The sequence below is a fragment of the Sulfurimonas sp. genome, from assembly GCF_027056685.1.
In the GTDB taxonomy this organism is placed as follows: domain Bacteria; phylum Campylobacterota; class Campylobacteria; order Campylobacterales; family Sulfurimonadaceae; genus Sulfurimonas.
The window spans coordinates 1-19,906 of the sequence record NZ_JALUKE010000218.1 but is presented as its reverse complement, the minus strand read 5'-3'; the positions used below and the strand labels follow the sequence as shown (position 1 = coordinate 19,906).

15 protein-coding genes, 6 tRNA genes and 1 pseudogene are annotated in these 19,906 nt (G+C 36.0%); 14 read left to right on the top strand and 8 right to left on the bottom strand.

Features of this window, described 5'->3' with window-relative positions:
• From MVY38_RS09730 to MVY38_RS09675, 12 genes and pseudogenes are all read left to right on the top strand, one after another.
• A pseudogene (locus tag MVY38_RS09730) lies at window positions 1–338 on the top strand (diacylglucosamine hydrolase like protein); the annotation flags it as partial.
• 52 nt (window positions 339–390) lie between these two features.
• Complete coding sequence (fabZ, locus tag MVY38_RS09725) at window positions 391–840, top strand: 3-hydroxyacyl-ACP dehydratase FabZ (RefSeq protein WP_297431043.1); 450 nt, start codon at window positions 391–393, stop codon at window positions 838–840.
• Between the two features lie 10 nt (window positions 841–850).
• On the top strand, window positions 851–1,636 hold the full coding sequence (lpxA, locus tag MVY38_RS09720; protein ID WP_297485669.1) for an acyl-ACP--UDP-N-acetylglucosamine O-acyltransferase: 786 nt from the start codon (window positions 851–853) through the stop codon (window positions 1,634–1,636).
• The gene (clpX, locus tag MVY38_RS09715) at window positions 1,633–2,877 is read left to right on the top strand and encodes an ATP-dependent Clp protease ATP-binding subunit ClpX (protein ID WP_297485667.1); all 1,245 of its coding nucleotides are present in this window, start codon (window positions 1,633–1,635) and stop codon (window positions 2,875–2,877) included. Before lpxA ends, clpX begins: the two co-directional genes overlap by 4 nt.
• Before the next feature lie 9 nt (window positions 2,878–2,886).
• Entirely contained in the window at window positions 2,887–3,924 is a 1,038-nt protein-coding gene (locus MVY38_RS09710; protein ID WP_297431049.1) for a rod shape-determining protein, read from the top strand.
• A complete protein-coding gene (mreC, locus tag MVY38_RS09705; protein WP_297485665.1) occupies window positions 3,917–4,678 on the top strand; it encodes a rod shape-determining protein MreC in 762 nt (253 codons plus the stop codon). The genes MVY38_RS09710 and mreC overlap by 8 nt, the downstream gene beginning before the upstream one ends.
• A complete protein-coding gene (locus MVY38_RS09700) occupies window positions 4,675–5,424 on the top strand; it encodes a MipA/OmpV family protein (RefSeq protein ID WP_297485663.1) in 750 nt (249 codons plus the stop codon). Before mreC ends, MVY38_RS09700 begins: the two co-directional genes overlap by 4 nt.
• 72 nt (window positions 5,425–5,496) lie before the next feature.
• Complete coding sequence (carB, locus tag MVY38_RS09695; RefSeq protein ID WP_297485661.1) at window positions 5,497–8,754, top strand: carbamoyl-phosphate synthase large subunit; 3,258 nt, start codon at window positions 5,497–5,499, stop codon at window positions 8,752–8,754.
• Complete coding sequence (locus tag MVY38_RS09690) at window positions 8,715–9,188, top strand: hypothetical protein (RefSeq protein WP_297485658.1); 474 nt, start codon at window positions 8,715–8,717, stop codon at window positions 9,186–9,188. Before carB ends, MVY38_RS09690 begins: the two co-directional genes overlap by 40 nt.
• Window positions 9,185–9,631: a hypothetical protein gene (locus MVY38_RS09685; RefSeq protein ID WP_297485656.1), complete on the top strand. Its 447-nt coding sequence runs from the start codon at window positions 9,185–9,187 to the stop codon at window positions 9,629–9,631. Before MVY38_RS09690 ends, MVY38_RS09685 begins: the two co-directional genes overlap by 4 nt.
• A complete protein-coding gene (locus MVY38_RS09680; protein WP_297485654.1) occupies window positions 9,632–10,210 on the top strand; it encodes a hypothetical protein in 579 nt (192 codons plus the stop codon).
• A 6-nt stretch (window positions 10,211–10,216) separates the two neighbouring features.
• Complete coding sequence (locus MVY38_RS09675; RefSeq protein WP_297485652.1) at window positions 10,217–11,395, top strand: glutathionylspermidine synthase family protein; 1,179 nt, start codon at window positions 10,217–10,219, stop codon at window positions 11,393–11,395.
• Here the strand turns inward: MVY38_RS09675 and MVY38_RS09670 are convergent.
• From MVY38_RS09670 to MVY38_RS09635, 8 genes are all read right to left on the bottom strand, one after another.
• On the bottom strand, window positions 11,354–13,006 hold the full coding sequence (locus MVY38_RS09670; protein WP_297485650.1) for a YcaO-like family protein: 1,653 nt from the start codon (window positions 13,004–13,006) through the stop codon (window positions 11,354–11,356). The genes MVY38_RS09675 and MVY38_RS09670 overlap by 42 nt on opposite strands.
• Before the next feature lie 126 nt (window positions 13,007–13,132).
• Window positions 13,133–13,209, bottom strand: a tRNA-Asp gene (locus MVY38_RS09665).
• A gap of 137 nt (window positions 13,210–13,346) precedes the next feature.
• A tRNA-Val gene (locus MVY38_RS09660) sits at window positions 13,347–13,422 on the bottom strand.
• 130 nt (window positions 13,423–13,552) lie between these two features.
• Window positions 13,553–13,628 (bottom strand) — tRNA-Glu (locus MVY38_RS09655).
• A gap of 124 nt (window positions 13,629–13,752) precedes the next feature.
• Window positions 13,753–13,828: transfer RNA gene (locus MVY38_RS09650), tRNA-Val, on the bottom strand.
• 100 nt (window positions 13,829–13,928) lie between these two features.
• A tRNA-Asp gene (locus MVY38_RS09645) sits at window positions 13,929–14,005 on the bottom strand.
• A 105-nt stretch (window positions 14,006–14,110) separates the two neighbouring features.
• Window positions 14,111–14,186 (bottom strand) — tRNA-Lys (locus MVY38_RS09640).
• A 74-nt stretch (window positions 14,187–14,260) separates the two neighbouring features.
• Complete coding sequence (locus MVY38_RS09635) at window positions 14,261–15,349, bottom strand: CinA family protein (protein ID WP_297485648.1); 1,089 nt, start codon at window positions 15,347–15,349, stop codon at window positions 14,261–14,263.
• 88 nt (window positions 15,350–15,437) lie between these two features.
• Between MVY38_RS09635 and ileS the strand changes: the two genes are divergently transcribed.
• The gene (gene ileS / locus MVY38_RS09630; RefSeq protein WP_297485646.1) at window positions 15,438–18,206 is read left to right on the top strand and encodes an isoleucine--tRNA ligase; all 2,769 of its coding nucleotides are present in this window, start codon (window positions 15,438–15,440) and stop codon (window positions 18,204–18,206) included.
• 119 nt (window positions 18,207–18,325) lie between these two features.
• Complete coding sequence (gene gatA / locus MVY38_RS09625; protein ID WP_297485644.1) at window positions 18,326–19,669, top strand: Asp-tRNA(Asn)/Glu-tRNA(Gln) amidotransferase subunit GatA; 1,344 nt, start codon at window positions 18,326–18,328, stop codon at window positions 19,667–19,669.
• Window positions 19,670–19,906: the final 237 nt, after the last annotated feature.

The following is a 19,906-nucleotide window of genomic DNA, read 5'->3' as shown; positions in this document are numbered from 1 at the left end:
CTTATGCGCTTAGTTACTCAACACTTCCCCGTAAAAAAGCACAAGGAAGAGTAGAATTTACGCATAACGACATAAGTTATTTTAATCGTGAAGAGATAAAATTTTTAACCCGTGCAACTTTTAACAGACTCACACAGAGTAACTTCCAATCTATTAAAGATATTATTTATAATCCTCTTAGTTTTGAAAAAGAGTTAGCACTTCGTACAGATATTTCTGGTTCAAATTATGACTTAACACCTATTATAATTGTTGAAGAAATTCCACAAACAAAGCTCACACTCACTCTTGATGCCAAGACATACGATGACACAAAAGAGGACATTATCTTTTCTTAACAAAAAATTAGCTAAAATATCAAAAATATATTATTACAAAGGTTTCCTAACTATGCTTTTAGATGTTGTAGAAATTCAAAAGATATTGCCCCACCGTTATCCATTTTTGCTTGTTGACAGAGTGACAGATATGACAAAAGGTGAATCAATCATCGCTTATAAAAATGTCTCTATCTCTGAACCTGTTTTTCAAGGTCACTTTCCAGGTCATCCTATCTATCCAGGTGTTATGATTTTAGAAGGAATGGCACAAGCTGGTGGTATTTTATCGTTCTTAAGTATGGGCGAATTAAGTGAAGAAGAGATTGCAAATAAAGTAGTTTACTTTATGAGTATTGACAAAGCAAAATTTAGAACTCCTGTAAGACCTGGCGACCAACTTGAGTATAGAATCTCAGTTATCAAACAAAAAGGTACTATCTGGATGCTTAAAGGTGAAGCTTATGTTGACAACAAACTTGCAAGTGAAGCTGAATTAAAAGCTATGATAGTAGATAAATAAAGGTCATATTTTGTCAAAAATATCTGAATTAGCCGTTATTGAAGATGGTGCAGTTATTGGAGTTGATGTCACAATAGCGCCTTTTTGTTTTATATCTAGTCAAGCAGTCATTGGCGATGGAACTACCATCGCAGCAAACAGCTCTATTTATGGGAAAACAACAATCGGCAAGAACAATAGAATCTTTTCAAACGCAGTCATCGGTTCAATTCCACAAGATTTGAAATTTAACGGTGAAGATGTTGAACTTATTATTGGTGATGACAATACAATTCGAGAATTTACACTTTTTAACCCAGGAACAAAGGGTGGCGGTGGAAAAACTATTGTTGGCAATCACAATCTCTTTATGGGCTATGTCCATTTAGGACATGATGTAATCATAGGAAACCACTGTATTTTAGCAAACGCAGCGACACTTGCCGGGCATGTTGAACTTGGCGATTATGTTGTTATTGGCGGTATGACTCCTGTCCATCAGTTCGTACATATTGGCGACTATGCAATGGTAGGAGGAGCAAGTGCTTTAGCACAAGATATTCCTCCATACTGTATGGCTGAGGGAAACCGTGCTTCACTGCGAGGATTAAATCTCACTGGTCTGCGTAGAAATCTTGATAGAGAAGATATAAATGCACTTAAAAGTGCTTATAGAGAGCTCTTCGAATCAGGCAAACCATTAAAAGAGACTGCAAGTTCAATACTTGATGAGACGAAAAATTTTCATGTAATAGATTTGTGCAACTTTGTAATTAAAACAAAACGCGGTATACCGTTTGAAAGGAAAAATATATGATTCACAGACATTGTAGTTTTTGTGACGCAAGTGAAAGCGAAAAAAATCCACTTATAGCAGGAAATGGTGTTTACATCTGTAAGAACTGTGTGGTATCTGCCTATAAAATTATGTTTGGTGATGAAAAAGAGCTTGCACAAGAGACAAACAATCAACTTACGGATGCTGTTGATAAACTTATGACACCAAAAGAGTTAGATAACTTTTTAGGAGAATATATCATAGGTCAAGAGAGAGCGAGAAAACTTCTTAGTGTGGCTGTTTATAACCACTACAAAAGAATTTTTAAACTCCATAGTGCAGCAGATGATGATACTGAAATAGCAAAATCAAATATTTTGCTTATTGGTCCAACAGGAAGTGGTAAAACACTTATGGCACAAACCATAGCGCGTGTACTAAATGTTCCTATTGCCATAGCAGATGCGACAAGTCTTACTGAAGCTGGTTATGTTGGAGAGGATGTAGAAAATATCTTAACAAAACTCATTCAAGCTGCAGATGGTGATGTAGAACGAGCGCAAAAAGGGATTATTTTTCTTGATGAAGTAGATAAAGTATCTCGTATGAGTGAAAATCGTTCTATCACTCGTGATGTAAGTGGTGAAGGCGTGCAACAAGCACTTCTTAAAATCATAGAAGGCTCTTCTGTAAACATTCCACCAAAAGGTGGGAGAAAACATCCAAATCAAGAGTTCACATCAATTGACACAACAAATATTCTCTTTATTTGTGGTGGAGCATTTGATGGTCTTAGTGAAATTCTTAAACGCAAACAGGGTGAAAATGTACTTGGATTTGGACATGAAAAGAAGACAAAAGATGAAGCAAAACCAACTTACGATATGGTTGAGCCAGATGACTTAGTACATTATGGACTTATTCCAGAACTTGTAGGGCGTCTTCCTATTATTGCTTCGCTCAATGAGATCACAGAAGATGATATGGTTCGCATTTTAACAGAGCCAAAAAATTCACTTATTAAACAGTACAAAAAACTCTTTGCAATTGATGATGTTGAGCTTAATTTTGAAGAAGATTCACTTCGAGCAATTGCACAAAAAGCCATTAAACGCAAAACTGGTGCTCGCGGATTACGCGCAATTTTAGAAGAGAGTATGATAGACATTATGTATGAACTCCCTGAATATGCTGAATATGAAGTGCTCATTACAAAAGAAGTAATACAAGAGAATGAAAAACCTGTTTATATAAAAAAATCTTCTCAAAAAACGGCATAAGGCAAAATAATGATATTTAATAAAATAATAGGTCTCTTCTCCAATGACCTTTCAATAGATTTAGGAACAGCAAATACAATCGTTATTGCTAAAGGAAGAGGTATCATTATTAATGAGCCTTCTGTTGTTGCAGTAAAGACTGAAAAATATGGACAACAACGCGTTTTAGCAGTTGGTCATGAAGCAAAAGATATGGTTGGAAAAACTCCAGGAAATATCAAAGCTATACGACCAATGAGAGATGGTGTTATTGCCGACTTTGATATGACAGAGAAGATGATTAGAAAATTCATTGAAAAAGCACATGGAAGAAGTGCGCTTATCTCTCCTCGTATCATTATCTGTGTTCCTTATGGTCTAACACAGGTTGAGCGTAAGGCTGTTCGTGAATCAGCACTTAGTGCAGGTGCTCGTGAAGTTTTTCTTATAGAAGAGCCTATGGCTGCAGCAATTGGTGCTGGTGTAGATATTCGTGAGCCACAAGGACATCTTGTCGTTGATATTGGTGGTGGAACTACAGAGATTGGTGTTGTTTCATTAGGTGGTCTTGTACTTTCAAAAAGTATTCGTACAGCTGGTGATAAAATAGACCAAGGCATCGTCAACTATGTAAGAAAAAAATACAATCTTCTTATAGGTGAAAGGGTCGCAGAAGAGATTAAAATCAACATTGGAACTGCTGTAAGTCTTGATGAAGATCTTACTATGATTATAAATGGGCGTGATCAAGTTGAAGGACTTTTAAGTTCAGTTGAGCTTACAAGTGAAGATGCAAGAGAAGCTATGAAAGAGCCACTTAAAGAGGTAGCAGAAGCACTTCGTGATGTACTAGAGCGCATGCCGCCTGATTTGGCAGGTGATATTGTCAACCATGGTATTATTCTTACTGGTGGTGGTGCACTTATCCGTCAACTTGACAAATACCTCTCAGACATAGTAAAAATTCCAGTTTTTGTGGCAGACGAACCACTTCTTGCTGTTGCGAGAGGAACAGGAAAGGCATTAGAAGAGATAGACCTACTTCAAGAACTTTTTGAGAATGAATAAAAAGTCACTTTTATACTTTTTTTTACTGATAGCACTCTTTGTGGGTGCTCTCATTTACTCTCCTGTAATCCAGTCACCTTTTATTACTGCACTTAACTCTTTAAAAAATAGTTATTTTAAGGGAATAAATTATGTCGATGACACCATAGATAAATATTTTTTTCAAGCAGATAGAATTAGTGAACTTACAAAAAAACTCAAAACATACAATATTTTACAGATTAAACTACAAGATTGCAATAATGAATTAAGAGATTTATATAAAGAAAATAATGCAAGTTTTGCTTCAAATCCCCATTTTGAACTTGTGCATGCAAGTTCATACCAAAAATTTGGAGATTTTAACCGTCTTTGGATTGATATACCAGACTATAATGCTTCAAAAATTTACGGACTGCTTTATAATAATTTTGTAGCTGGGATTGTTATTAATGAACATAAAAAGCCGCTTGCTCTTTTAAATAGTGACATTAAAAGTACCTATGCTGTCTCTGTTGGCAAAGAAAAAGCACCTGGAATTGCACATGGTAACAGTGGTGAGAAGATTATTGTCAGTTTTATCCCAGCATGGTTTAATATTCATATTGGAGATGAAGTAACAACATCAGGACTTGATAATATATTTTTTAAAGGTTTAAAGGTTGGAACAGTGGTATCAATCAAACAACTTCAAGGGTATCAAAGTGCGGTGATTGTTCCCTATTTTCACTCTTATGAACCTAACTATTTTTATATGATACGGAGTCTTAAATGAAATATTTACTTATACTTTCACTCTTTTTTTTCACACTAAACGCAGCTGATGCCAAACAAAAAGTGACTATAGGTCTTGGTCCATACATCCAAACGCAGCCCTATAAAGATGTCTCCCCTCTTCTTGTTCCCTCCCCCGTTATTTTCTTTGACAACTCTCTTTTTTACATCCGTTGGAGTAGATTTGGAATGTACTTTTTAGGGAAAAAAGAGAAAGAGTATGCTTGGGGGTTTTCCATCACAGCACAGCCTCGAACTTATGGATATAAAGCAAATGATTCTAAAACTTTAAAAGGTATGGATGAGAGAAAAACAAGCTTTGAAGCAGGTCTTGCTTTTAGTGCAAGCTACCATAAAAAGCACATAGAAACAATGCTCCTTACCGATATGCTTGGCAGGTATAACTCATGGATATTTAAAACAGAAATAGGAGATGAATACCATCTCAATAAGTTGAGTTTTTATCCAAGTTTGATTGTTATTTACCAGTCACAAAAATTTCTTGACTACTACTACGGTGTAAAAGAATCAGAAAAAATTGATGGAATAAGACCAGCATATACACCAAGTGACGGAGTACTTTTTGGCGCACAAACTTACATCAGTTATCCACTCACAAAAAAGCTCTCAACACTCATAAATATAAGAGCTGACCTAATTCCACAGACTGCGTATAACTCACCAATAGTCAATGATAGATTTATCTATTCAGGACTTCTCTCACTTATTTATACTTTTGAGTATTAAACTCATCAAATATTAAGTGCCTCTTTTGTATAATAAACAAATTTTTATATATACATTTTCAAGAGGTAACAAATGCCAAAACGCACTGACATCAAAACAATTTTACTTATAGGTTCTGGTCCTATTATTATCGGTCAAGCTTGTGAGTTTGACTATTCTGGGACACAAGCTGTTAAAACACTCAAAGAGCTAGGCTATCGTGTTGTACTTATAAACTCAAACCCTGCTACGATTATGACCGACCCTGAATTTGCAGACAGAACATATATTGAGCCTATTAAAGAAGAGATTATTGCCAAAATCATAAAAGATGAAAATGTAGATGCAGTACTCCCTACAATGGGAGGGCAAACTGCACTTAATGTTGCTATGAGCATGTATGAAAAAGGGATGCTTGAAGGCGTTGAATTTTTAGGTGCAGACCCACAAGCTATTAATAAAGGTGAAGATAGACATCTCTTTAATGAAGCTATGACAAAGATTGGTATGGATTTACCAAAAAGTAAAAATGCATATAGCGTTGAAGAGGCTCTTGAAGTAGCAAAAGAGATAGGTTTTCCAGTAATTTCACGAGCCTCTTTTACCCTTGCTGGTGGAGGTTCTGGTGTCGCTTACAATATGGAAGAGTTTGAAAAACTTGCTCAAGAGGGAATTAGTGCAAGTCCTATAAATGAAATAGAAATCATGGAATCTATGCTCGGCTGGAAAGAGTATGAGATGGAAGTTATTCGTGACAAAGCAGACAACTGTATTATCGTCTGCTCAATCGAGAACTTTGACCCAATGGGTGTACATACTGGTGACTCTATCACAGTAGCCCCTGCCCTTACGCTCACAGATAAAGAGTACCAAAGAATGCGTGATGCATCTTTTGCAATTTTACGTGAGATTGGTGTTGATACGGGTGGAAGTAATGTTCAGTTTTCAATTGACCCAAAAACAGGAAGAATGATAGTCATTGAGATGAATCCTCGTGTAAGCCGTTCATCTGCTCTTGCATCAAAAGCAACAGGTTACCCAATAGCAAAAGTGGCAACGCTCTTGGCAGTTGGATTTACACTTGATGAAATTACAAATGACATTACAGGAACACCTGCTGCGTTTGAGCCAGTGATTGACTATGTTGTTACAAAAATCCCTCGTTTTACATTTGAAAAATTTCCAGAAGCACAAAGCACACTCTCAACTTCTATGAAATCAGTCGGTGAAGTTATGGCGATTGGGCGTACCTTTAAAGAGTCTATTCAAAAAGCACTCTGCTCACTTGAAACAGGTCTTTGTGGATTTGATGACATCAATGCAGATGATGAATTTGTAAAACATGAAATTCGCCGTCCAAACGCAGATAGAATCCTCTATGTTGCAGAAGGATTTAGAAGAGGTATGACAATAGATGAGATGTTTAACACTTGTGCTATTGACCCATGGTTCTTATATCAAATGCAAGAGATGATAGAGACTGAAGAAACAGTGAGCGATAAAATTCTTTTTGATGCTGAGTTAATGAGAAATGTAAAAGTAGATGGCTTTTCAGACAAAAGAATTTCTCAACTTATTTTGAAAAATTCTGGAGAAAATGTAAGCGAAGATCTTGTTTATGAAGCAAGAAAAAAGCTTGGTGTTTCACTAGAATATAACGAAGTAGATACTTGTGCTGCTGAATTTGAAGCACTCACTCCATATCTCTACTCTACAACAAACATTACAAAACTTCCAAATGTTACTACGCGTAAAAGTGATAGAAAAAAAGTACTTATTCTTGGTGGTGGACCAAATAGAATCGGTCAAGGAATTGAGTTTGACTACTGTTGTGTGCATGCTGCGTTTGCACTTAAAGAGATGGATGTTGAGACTATTATGTACAACTGTAATCCCGAAACAGTCTCAACAGATTACGACACTTCTGATGTTTTATACTTTGAACCAATTGACTTTGAACATGTACGAGAGGTAATTGAAAATGAAAATCCAGATGGAATTATTGTTCACTTTGGTGGACAAACACCACTAAAACTTGCAGATTCTCTTACAAAAATTGGTGCAAAAATCATTGGTACCCCCTCTGCTGTTATTGATTTAGCAGAAGATAGAGAACAGTTCTCTGACTTTGTAAACAAATATGGACTAAAACAGCCAGAAAACGGCCTTGCACGAACAAAAGAAGAGTCTTATGTAATTGCTGAGAAATTAGGCTTTCCTGTACTTGTTCGCCCTTCATTTGTTCTTGGTGGTCGAGGTATGCGCATAGTTTACTCTGAAGATGAACTCCGTCAATATATGGACTTAGCAGTTTCGGTTTCACACAATGCGCCAGTTTTAATTGATAAATTTTTAGATCAAGCGATTGAGCTAGATGTTGATTGTATCTCTGATGGAGAAAATGTCTACATTGGTTCTGTTATGCAGCATATTGAAGAGGCTGGTATCCACTCTGGAGACTCTGCTTGTTCTCTTCCTCCTGTTAATTTAACGGATGAGATGATAGAAAAAGTAGAGCAGCAAACAAAAACAATTGCACTGGGGCTTGGTGTTCGTGGACTTATGAATGTACAGTATGCAATTTATCAAAATGAAATTTACCTTATTGAGGTAAATCCTCGTGCCTCAAGAACAGTACCATTTGTATCTAAAGCAACAGGTATGCCTTTGGCAAAAGTTGCTACGCGTGTTATGATGGGTGAAGATCTTCAAAGTGCATTAGCATACTATGACAAATACAATATTGTAGAAGAGCATAACGGTCTTCGCCGTCCACGACTAAAAGGACATGTTTCTGTTAAAGAGGCAGTTTTTCCTTTCCATAAACTCTATGGTGCAGATTTAGTTCTCTCTCCAGAAATGAAATCAACTGGTGAAGTTATGGGCATCAGTAAAAACTTTGGTGTAAGTTTCGCAAAAGCACAACTGAGTGCTGGAAATAAAATTCCAACAGGCGGCACTTGTTTCTTATCTTTTGTAGATACAGACAAAGAACATGCAGGAGAGATTGGTCGTGGACTTGTAAGCCATGGTTTTAAACTTATGGCAACAAAAGGAACACAAAAAGCACTTGAAGATGCAGGTGTTGCATGTGATTTAGTTCTCAAAATTTCTGAAGGTCGTCCAAATATTGAAGATAGTATGAAAAATGATGAAATTGCTATGGCTATAAACACTTCTGACAACAACACAAGTAAAAAAGATGCTGTTGTTATTCGCCAAGAGGTACTTAAACGCAGCATACCATACTTTACGACACTTAGTGCTGCTAGAGCCCTTATTCTTGCTTTAGATGAAATGGAAGATGAGCAATGGACAACATCAACAGCACTACAAGATTTTCTGATATAACTCAAAAAATCATTCTTACCCAAACAGATACAACGGTTGGCTTTTTGTCCCAAAATGGGACAAAACTGGCACAAATAAAATCTCGTCCACCCACCAAACCTTTTATAAAAGTTTATAAAAACTTTAAATCACTTGCTTATGATAAAGTACGTATTCCAAACAAACAGAAGAATCGTGTAAGAAGAGCAAAGCAAAGTAGCTTTATTATTAAGACACGATCTTTTAGAGTAGCACATCCCATACTTCAATCAACTCTTTTACAAAATTTAAGCTGGAGTTACTCTACATCTGCAAATGAAAGCGGTAAAAAATTTTTAAGAAACTTTTGTGAAGAAAAAGCTGATATAATTATAGAAGATAAAATAGGTTTATTTGAGAACAAAGCATCAAAACTCTATAAAATCAATAATAAAAAAATAGTGAGGTTACGATGATAAAACTTATCCAAGCACTTTTAAGTGGTGTTTTTTTTACCTTTATCCTAGATTTTTTCATTATTTTAGGAATACAAATCAATTATATTAGACCACATAATATAAATGTTTTTTATAATATTTTATTTGCAGATCATCAAAATATATTTATATTTCTCTTTTTTACAATTATTATTGGCTACCTCATTACCTATACAACAACAAAAAGTGCCTTAATAGGTGTTGGTACACTTTTTATATTGGCATTTGCAACACTCATTCCACCTATCGGTGAAAAAGTTGGTGAATTTATTTTACTTAAAAAAGACATAACACTAAAAACAGCAAAATTTTCTTACCATGGTAATATCTATTATGATGGAAGAAGTGAAATTACAATGTATGACTATAAACTTAAAAAGGTTATAATTCTAAATAAAAATCAAGTAATAGGTGAATACTAAATGACAAAAAACAGACATATATCTTCAATAGCTAGTGGAGTAGCACTAGGCACAGCAGGTCTTCTTATGATGGGAACGCTTAGTGGATGTGAAAAAAAACAAGAAGCACAAAATAAATTTTTGGTGATTGAACAACAAGCAAATGGTAAATACAAAGTCATAGAGGAGATGCCAACAGAAGGTCCTACTCGTGCTATTATTCGTGAAAAGGATGCAGATGGTCATGTAACTGAACGATTTATGAATGAAGCAGAGATGAAAGCACTTGCAGATCAAGAGTATAAGAAAGTACAAGATGGTACAAGTGAAACACTCCAAAATAATGGTGAAAGCGGAGGAATGGGACTAGCAAGCACTATTTTAGCAGTTGCGGCAGGTAGCCTTCTTGGAAATATGATTGGTAACTCACTAATGAATAATAAAAATTTTGCAAGAAATGCGAGTAGTGCGAATAGAAGTGCATATAGCCGTTCTGCTGCTTCAAAATCCAGAAAAAGTTCAAGCAGTAGAAAAAGCTTTTTTGGAGGGAGTTCAAGAAGCTCTTCAAGCAGAAGTAGTGGTGGATTTTTTGGAGGCTAAGAAATAATGGTAACGACACTACAACTTAAACCAATAGATGATGCAACATTAGAAGAGATAGGCTTTTCGTGGCATACAGATAGTGACGGCACAAAATATGTTAGTGATGCTGTAGTGGAAGTCACTCAAGCTGAAGCAGATACCTACTATGAAGCTACAAACGCAATATATGATATGTATGTCGAAGCTGCAGAGTATGTTATAGCAAATAATCTATTTTTTGATTTAGGTATTCCATTTAATCTTATAGAGATGATTAAAAAATCTTGGGAAAATGATGTACATTGGCATATTTACGGACGATTTGATTTAGCAGGTGGTATTGATGGACAAGATATTAAGCTTATTGAGTTTAATGCAGATACACCAACTGCCCTTTTTGAAACTGCCCTACTCCAATGGGGTATATTGAAATCAAACGATATGGATGATGAAAAACAGTTTAACAATGTCTATGAGGCTATCAGTGATAACTTTAAACGCCTGGTTACTCTTTTTGATGATACTAGTAGTTTTGATGAACATTATGATGGTTGGAAAATTCTCTTCTCATGCGTTGCTGGAAATGATGAAGAAGAGGCTACTACAAGACTACTCCAACAGATGGCAACTGATGCAGGTTTTGTAACACATTTTGAGTATCTTAATAATGTTCAATTTGATGATACAGGTGTTTATGATGCTGAAGGAAATCAGTATGAATACTGGTTTAAACTCTATCCATGGGAAGATATAGCGGTAGATGAACCAGAACTTGCCACTACACTTTCAAACATTATGCTAAATCAAAAAGCAATAATACTCAATCCAGCATATACACTTCTTTTTCAATCAAAAGGAATGTTAGCTATTCTTTATGAACTTTTTCCAGATTCACCCTACCTTTTACAAACCTCATTTGAACCTTTAAATGGTATAAAACAGGTAGAAAAGCCAGTTTTTGGGAGAGAAGGTGCAAATACTAAAATCATAAATGCAGATAAATCTGTTGCAAGCCAGACAGATGGACCATATGATAACTACAAAAAGGTATATCAAGAGTATGTAGAATTTCCAAAAGATATTCACGGTGCGAAATACCAAGCAGGTCTCTTTTTTGCATATGAAGCATGCGGTCTCTCTTTTAGAAAGGGTGGAGATATTTTAGACAATATGAGTAAGTTTGTCGGGCATATAATTATATAAATTGCCTTTTTTTTCCTCCAACCTATCATACATATCAAGCATGTTTAGATAGTCTTGATGTAGAGTAGTGTCGCATAAAAGTACATCACCATCCAATACTTTTAAAGCCTTAATCACTCTCTCTTGTGTATAAATAGTATATAAAGCCTCTTCATAATCACTAAAGTCCAGTTCAGACTCTTCCATTTTTACTATTTCTACTATGATATGACCGATGATGTCTGTTCCATATTCAAGCAGTTCAAGAGCTTCTTCCATCTCCCCAAGTGCAAAAAGCACCTCTGCTTTAAACTCTCTAAGCGTGAAATTATTTTTAAATATAACGCCAATATATTTTTCCATATTGAGCGACTCTTCCAACTGCTCTATCTCTATCATTACATCTTGTGGATCATAATCTTTGAAGTTAAGCACCATATCACGAACTCTTTTTCCATTGTTTTTGTTATTATAAATCAAATCTGACATAGGATAAACTTCTGAAATAGTAGGAACAATAAGCTGACAAGAGTAAAAACCTAAATACTCATACTCTCTGATATAACTCTTTTTATCCATACTCTTTAGAATCTTCATTAAGTATATATGCTCTTCTTTTGTACTCTTACCATTGTAACTCCAAGAAGCATATTCAAAACTCTTTTTAGCACTTAAAAAGCCAAAGCCGAGTTTTCCATTTGAGTCTATGAAGTGTGACTCTAAGTTAAAGCTATCCGCAACTAAACTCATATCAAATGTTGGTTTTTCAAAACTATCAAGATTCTCTAAAGAACGTCCCTGCATAAGCTCCGTCATAGTTCTTTCCAAAGAGACTTCTAAAATAGGATGTGCCCCAAAAGAGACAAAGAGTGTGCCTTTTTTTGGATTTATAAAAGAGATAGCGGTCACGGGAAACTTTCCACCCAAAGAGGCATCTAGGACTTCTACTATATAACCTAATGCTCTTAGTGATTCTACATCTTTATTGACTCTTGGAAATGATTCTATTAGCTCTTTTGGAAACTTCGGTAAAGCATAGCCATTTTTAATAATTTCTATTTTTGCATAGCGTTCAAAAATTTCACTTAATGCTTGAACTTGTGCTTCAAGAGGAGTATTCCCCGTTGCAAGACCATTACTCACATAAAGATTAGCAAGTATATTTATGGGAAAATAGACCTCTTTATTTATATCTTGTTCTATAAAAGGAAGTGCCACTATTTTGTCTTCATAGTCACTATTAAAATCTACTAGGTCCTCATCACAAAGCTCTACATCTTCATCATAAATAGCTCGTAACTCTTCATTTAAAAACTTTCCTCCAAACTCAAATGCCACTTCATCAGGATACTGTTTTCTCTGAGGAAGATAGAAGTCTATAAAAAAATTGTTTGTTTGAAGTCTCTCTATATACTCACCCAAAGCACTCGCCATAGAAGCTTCTGAAAATATACCTTTTCCATTTGAATATATATGCCTTGGTGCTTCTTTTGAAGTAAGGTTGACAGAGTAGCAGTTTTGAAGAGGATTCTTTTCTAAAGAAAACTGAGTTTCACAAGCCATATCGGACAAAGTTTTTTTCATTTTTGTAAGTGTTTCTTCTAGAAGTGCATCTTTAGAGAGTAGTTTCATTATGTTTATATCCTTTGGTTAGAGAATTATATCTCCAAATGCCTTGGATAGCATTAATGATAAGAAATTTAATTATTAAAAAAATGTAAATAGGATTTATTAGTCTATGTTGTAGAAAATAGAGAGTGGCGCGGTGGATGGGGCTCGAACCCACGACCCCCTGCGTGACAGGCAGGTATTCTAACCAACTGAACTACCACCGCGCATTTATTTCTTCCTTGATTAAGAAAAAATTGAATATAAAATTGTCACTTGTTTTTTGATTTAGTTGTGCTAAAATTTTTAACGAAGCATACTAAAAGTATGTGAGTTGTAAATTTGAGTGCAAATAAACAAAAAATGGTGGGCACTACTGGACTCGAACCAGTGACATCTACCTTGTAAGGGTAGCGCTCTACCAACTGAGCTAAGCGCCCTAAATAATGTTTTTTATTTTACTCGTCGTCAATCCCTCATTCGGATACTTGATGTATACCTCACTCAGTATTTCCTAGATTAAAAGAAAAATCATAAATTTAGATTTCAAAATCTAAAACACCAAAATAATGGCGACCCCTAAAGGATTTGAACCTCTGTTACTACCATGAAGTGATAGTGTCCTTGGCCACTAGACGAAAGGGTCATTATCTTTCATTTAACAAAAGGCTGTTAACAAAAAAAGTTTAATTTTCAATAGATGTGCTAAGGTTTTAGCGAAGCATAGTAAACTATGTAAGCTGAAAGCTTCGTGCATATATTGCAAATTATGGTGGGCACTACTGGACTCGAACCAGTGACATCTACCTTGTAAGGGTAGCGCTCTACCAACTGAGCTAAGCGCCCATCTAACTAAAATATTTTTTGATTTAGTCGTGCATAAGGTTTTAGCGAAGCATACATAAAGTATGTGAGCTGAAAACTTTTGTGCGAATAAACAAAAAAGTGGCGCGGTGGATGGGGCTCGAACCCACGACCCCCTGCGTGACAGGCAGGTATTCTAACCAACTGAACTACCACCGCAAATTTGTTCCTTACTCTGCGTCAAAAAAATGTTCACATACTGTAGTATGCTTCACAATTTTTTTCCTTGATTAAGAAAAAATTGAATCTTTTTTAGTTTAAAAATGGTGTCCTGTGATGGATTCGAACCATCGGCCACATCATTAAAAGTGACGTGCTCTACCAGCTGAGCTAACAAGACATTTGCCTCTTATTGTTAAGAGGTCGAAATTATAGACAAAAAGATTTTATATGTCAAGATATTTTACAAAGAATTTAGAAAAAAGTCTCTTTATCCAGAAGAAGCAACATTTTTATAGCCATAAGTGCACTTTGATGCTGTACATAATTTCTATCTCCAAAAAAATGCAGATGTTTTTCAATGTGCTGCGTTTGACTGCGTACACCAATATAAACAGTCCCCACTGGTTTTTCATCAGTTCCCCCTGCATCGCCTGCTATTCCGCTTATTGCAAGTGCATAATCAGCATCACTTACATTCAAAGCACCATCACTCATCTCTTCTACTACAGCAGCGCTTACTGCACCATTCTCTTCTAAAATAGTATGATCAACTGCAAGCCAGTTTTCTTTTAATGCATTAGAGTATGTCACCAAAGAGCCTTCAAGGATTTTTGATGCTCCATTCTGTTTTGTAAAATAATAAGCAAGTAATCCACCTGTACAACTTTCGGCAAAACTCACCTTTTTTCCACTATGGTAGAGTTTGTCAATAATATATTCAATAATATTTGAAGATGCTATGAATTTTTTAGGAAGTAATTTTTTAGATGCCTCCATAAATTTTGTAATATCTCCATATTTTTTACTATAAATATCAAGTCTCAACCATCCCTCAACTTTTTGCACAAAATCAAAATGCACCTCATAAGTTTGAGCAATTGGGGTAAGAATATTTACCAAGGTCTCCCTCTCCTCTTCAAAAATATGGGCAACTGCCTTTATTTCACTATTATGCAGGAGAATTTCGGGCATCTTTTCTCCCTCATCTATCTGCAAAACATTCACAAAAGAGCCCTTATATTCTAAGAGGTAACTTCTCTCTTCAAATAGAGAAACTTTTTGAGGAATAAGCATACCATCACGAAGAATTTGATTGTCATTTGTTGCCGTACAGATTACTTTTCCAATCGTTGAAAAATTCTGTTTTGTAGTAACAATCACAACTTTACTAGCTGCGTTTAGAGCCTCTTCAAGGTAGAGAAACAGAGATGTATCTGTATCTTTTAAAAAGCTTATCATATCTATAAAAGCAAGCTCTGCTTCTAAAGTTCTTAAAATATACTCTTTTAAAGGTGGGTTATAGGTAAACTTATTACCGATAAATATTAGATGTGTTTTCATACCATATTATAGCAGTTTTATCAGCTTTTAAACACATTAAAGATATAATGCAAAGAATTTATAATTATAATAATATTTTGAGGTTTCAATGGACTACAAAGACACACTACTTTTACCGACAACAACATTCGCTATGCGCGGCAACTTAATAAACAACGAACCAAAGCGTTACGCTGCTTGGGATGAGAAAAAAGTTTATTTCAAAATGAAAAACGAGCGCAGAGATGCTGAGAATTTTACACTTCATGATGGACCTCCTTATGCAAATGGGCATATTCACATTGGGCATGCTTTAAACAAAGTCCTTAAAGACATCATCATAAAGCACAACTATTTTAATGGAAAATCTGTACGATTTACGCCAGGTTGGGATTGTCATGGTCTTCCAATTGAGCAACAAGTTGAGAAGAAACTTGGCGGCAAAAAGAAAAAAGAGCAACTTGAAACAGCAGAGATCCGTAAACTCTGTCGTGAGCACGCTGCAAAATTTGTAGATATTCAAAGAGCTGAATTTAAAACACTCGGTATCATCGCTGACTGGGAAAAACCTTATGTGACGATGGACTACAGATTTGAAGCAAACATTTTTAGAACACTTTGTGATGTTGCAAAAAAAGGTCTGCTCATAGAACGCAGCAAACCTGTATTTTGGTCATGGGCAGAGCGTACTGCACTTGCTGAAGCAGAAGTTGAATATGAAGACAAAGAGGATTACTCTATCTTTGTTGCGTTTGAACTCGATGACAAGGCAAAAGAAAAACTAGGACTTGCAAAAGAGTCAAAAGCTGCTCCTGTTATCTGGACAACAACACCGTGGACTATGCCTGCAAATACAGGTATTTCACTCAACCCTGAAGAGGAGTATGTGCTTACCAGTGATGGCTATATTGTTGCTAAAAAACTTTACAACTCTTTAATAGAGAGCGAAGTTATTAAAGGTGAAGTTGTAAAAACTTTCCATGCAAGTGAGCTAGAAAATCTAAACGCAGTAAATCCACTTAATGGAAGAAAATCACACATTGTTCTTGGTGAACATGTACTTATGGAAAATGGTACAGGTTGTGTCCATACAGCACCAGGTCACGGTGAAGATGACTACCGTGTAGGACTCAAGTACAATCTCGAGGTTGTTATGCCTGTTGATGAAACAGGATGTTTTGATGCAACTGTCGTGCGTGAAAAACTTATTCCAAACGCAGAAGAGTTTGTAGGTCGCCATATTTTCAAATCAAATGAAGATATTTTAGAACTTATGGGTGATGCGGTATTACAAACAAATAAATTTGTCCACTCTTATCCACATTGCTGGAGAAGTCATACTCCGCTTATTTACCGTGCTACAAAACAGTGGTTTATCTCTGTTGATGGAGTCCCTGAGGGTGAGAGCAAAACACTTCGTGAAATTGCACTCTCTGAAGTTGAAAAAACAAAATTTATTCCTGAAACAGGTCGTAACCGTTTGAACTCTATGGTTGAAAACCGTCCTGACTGGTGTATCTCTCGTCAACGAGATTGGGGTGTGCCTATTGCATTTTTTAGAGTAAAAGCTACTGGTGAAGTACTTCTTGATGAAAAGGTCATGAACTTTGTTGCTATGATTTTTGAAATGCAAGGAAGTGATGCGTGGTACTCCATGGATATTTCACAGCTTCTTTACCCTGGTTCAGGTTATAAACCTGAAGAGCTTGAAAAAGTTACAGATATTTTAGATGTATGGTTTGATTCAGGTTCAACTTGGAACTCAGTACTCAAATCTCGAAACTATGATGCAGGTACATATCCAGCTGATTTATATGTTGAGGGAAGTGACCAGCATCGTGGTTGGTTCCAATCTTCACTCTTTTTATCATCTGCTGTACAGCATAAAGCGCCATACAAAGGTGTACTTACTCACGGTTTTACTGTTGATGAGAAGGGTGAGAAGATGTCAAAGTCTAAAGGCAATGTCATCGCACCTGAAAAAGTACTCAAAGAGTACGGAAGTGAAATACTGCGTTTATGGGTAGCTTCATCTGATTATCAAGGTGACTTAAAAATCTCTCAAGGCATCTTAAAACAGACAAGTGAGAACTACCGTAAACTAAGAAATACTTTTAGAATTATGTTGGCAAATATTAATGACCTAGATGCACTTACTCCTAATGAAGAGATGGGTGATTTGGATAAATGGATTCTTAGTGTAACTGCGGATGTTTTAACAGAAGTACATACACAATTCTCAGAATATAATTTCGTAAATGGTATGAGTACACTCAATAATTTCATAGTAAATGAACTTAGTGGTATGTACATTGATATGACAAAAGACAACTTGTACTGTAATGCAAAAGATTCTAATCGTCGTCGTGCAAGTCAAAGTGCAATGGCTATGATAACAAAAACATTACTTACGCTTATGGCACCTATCTTAACATATACAGCAGATGAGATAGTTGAAAATGCACCAGCTATTATCAAAGGTGATGCTGAAGATATTTTTGATATGACATACTCTCCATTAAACGCAGTAAAAACGCCTTTTGATGCTACATATATGGTAAAAGCTCGTGAAGGTTTTGGAGCAGTTGTAGATGGACTTAAAAAAGAGAAACTTATCAAATCAACACTTGAGCTTGTTATTTATACTGAATCAAAAACTGTTCTTGATATGAATAGAGTTGATGCAGAAGATTGGTTTGTTGTTTCTGGAATTCTTGAAGATAAACCAGAAGAGAATATTCTTGGAAGCTTTACACTTGATGATGATACATTTTCTATAGCAAAAGCAACCGCACACAAATGTCCAAGATGTTGGAAATACCAAGCAAAAGAAGAAGATTGTCTCTGTACTCGCTGCCAAAGTGTTGTAAATGCCTAACTTTAGTGAGCCTGTAACAATTTCATTTATTGCAGAGTCAATTGCTCTCATATTTGTTGTTGTGGGTATTGGCATATTTCTTGTAAAAAAATTCAAATAAATAAGTAAGAGGAAAAGAAGTGATAACACTCAAAGAAGCGCTTAGCCTTAGCAAAGAAGAACTAGACAATTTTAAAAATGAGCTTCGTAAAAAGATTGAAGAGAATAAAGAACTCAATGCATATATAGATGTAGAGAATGTTGGCGAAGGTATACCAATCGCCATTAAAGACAACATCCAAGTAAAAGATTGGTCTGTAACTTCAGGGAGCAAGATACTTCAAGGCTACATTGCACCCTACGATGCAACTGTTATAGAAAAACTTACAAACGCAGGACTTAGCCCATTTGGACGTACGAATATGGATGAGTTTGCTATGGGTTCTACTACTGAGTCTAGCTTTTATGGAAAAACACAAAATCCATATGCAAATGACAGAGTACCGGGTGGAAGTTCTGGAGGAAGCGCTGCGGCTGTTGGCGCAGGTCTTGCCATAGCTGCACTTGGTTCAGATACTGGTGGTTCTATTCGTCAGCCTGCAGCATACTGTGGAATAGTTGGGATGAAACCAACTTATGGACGCGTAAGCCGTTATGGTCTTGGAGCATACGCTTCAAGTTTAGACCAAATAGGACCTATGACGCAAAATGTCGAAGATGCAGCGATTTTGTATGACATCATCAGTGGTAGCGATGAAAAAGACTCTACAAATGCTATGATGGATGATAAAGTAGTACCAAATCTAAACGCAGCGAGAAAACTTACTATTGCCGTACTTCCAAAATACATTGAAAATGCAAGCGATGATGTCAAAGAGGCATATACAAAAGCCATAGAAGCACTCAAAGCCCAAGGACATACTATAGTTGAGCGTGAAATGATGGATGCAAAGTATGATATTTCAGCATACTACATTACGGCAACAGCAGAAGCGACAACAAATCTCGGGCGTTATGATGGCGTATGTTATGGAAACCGTGTTGAGGGAAAAAACCTTGAAGAGACTTACTACAACACAAGAAGTGAAGGTTTTGGTGATGAAGTTAAACGCCGTATTTTACTTGGAAACTTTGTACTCTCAAGTGGTTACTACGAAGCGTACTATGTAAAAGCACAAAAAACGCGTCATCTTATAAAAGATGAGTATGCAAAGATTTTCAATGATGTTGATTTGATTCTCTCTCCTGTTGCACCAACTGTTGCACCAAAGTTCGGTGAACTTGCAAATCCTATGGATATGTATCTGAGTGACCTTTATACCATCAGTGTCAATCTTGCTGGTCTCCCTGCACTTTCACTCCCTATTATGAAAAGCAGCGAAGGTATGCCAGTAGGTCTGCAACTTATTGCAAAAGCCTATGATGAACAGACACTGTTTGATGGAGCTTTAAGTTTAGAGGATGCTATTGCTTACAAAGCATAGCGTAACCAAAATGAAATAATCATTGAGTATTATTTCATTAGACTTCTTGCAAAACTTAAATATATTTCAGAGGAAAGAAAAAAGGATGAAATTGTGTAAAATCTTTTTTGAAGCGTAGCCATAGCTACGGTGAGAAAAAGTTTTATGCAAGTTCGCTTTTTTTATTCCTCCCTTTGGGCAATTTATAGAGAGCTTTACTCTGCGTTAGATAACCTTCACCGTAGCTACGGCTACGCT

Bases quoted from the DNA above. Each gene is read 5' to 3' on its own strand.
- fabZ (WP_297431043.1), top strand. From the start codon at position 391: ATGCTTTTAGATGTTGTAGAAATTCAAAAGATATTGCCCCACCGTTAT.
- clpX (WP_297485667.1), top strand. From the start codon at position 1,633: ATGATTCACAGACATTGTAGTTTTTGTGACGCAAGTGAAAGCGAAAAA.
- MVY38_RS09710 (WP_297431049.1), top strand. From the start codon at position 2,887: ATGATATTTAATAAAATAATAGGTCTCTTCTCCAATGACCTTTCAATA.
- mreC (WP_297485665.1), top strand. From the start codon at position 3,917: ATGAATAAAAAGTCACTTTTATACTTTTTTTTACTGATAGCACTCTTT.
- MVY38_RS09700 (WP_297485663.1), top strand. From the start codon at position 4,675: ATGAAATATTTACTTATACTTTCACTCTTTTTTTTCACACTAAACGCA.
- carB (WP_297485661.1), top strand. From the start codon at position 5,497: ATGCCAAAACGCACTGACATCAAAACAATTTTACTTATAGGTTCTGGT.
- MVY38_RS09690 (WP_297485658.1), top strand. From the start codon at position 8,715: ATGGACAACATCAACAGCACTACAAGATTTTCTGATATAACTCAAAAA.
- MVY38_RS09685 (WP_297485656.1), top strand. From the start codon at position 9,185: ATGATAAAACTTATCCAAGCACTTTTAAGTGGTGTTTTTTTTACCTTT.
- MVY38_RS09680 (WP_297485654.1), top strand. From the start codon at position 9,632: ATGACAAAAAACAGACATATATCTTCAATAGCTAGTGGAGTAGCACTA.
- MVY38_RS09675 (WP_297485652.1), top strand. From the start codon at position 10,217: ATGGTAACGACACTACAACTTAAACCAATAGATGATGCAACATTAGAA.
- MVY38_RS09670 (WP_297485650.1), bottom strand. From the start codon at position 13,006: ATGAAACTACTCTCTAAAGATGCACTTCTAGAAGAAACACTTACAAAA.
- MVY38_RS09635 (WP_297485648.1), bottom strand. From the start codon at position 15,349: ATGAAAACACATCTAATATTTATCGGTAATAAGTTTACCTATAACCCA.
- ileS (WP_297485646.1), top strand. From the start codon at position 15,438: ATGGACTACAAAGACACACTACTTTTACCGACAACAACATTCGCTATG.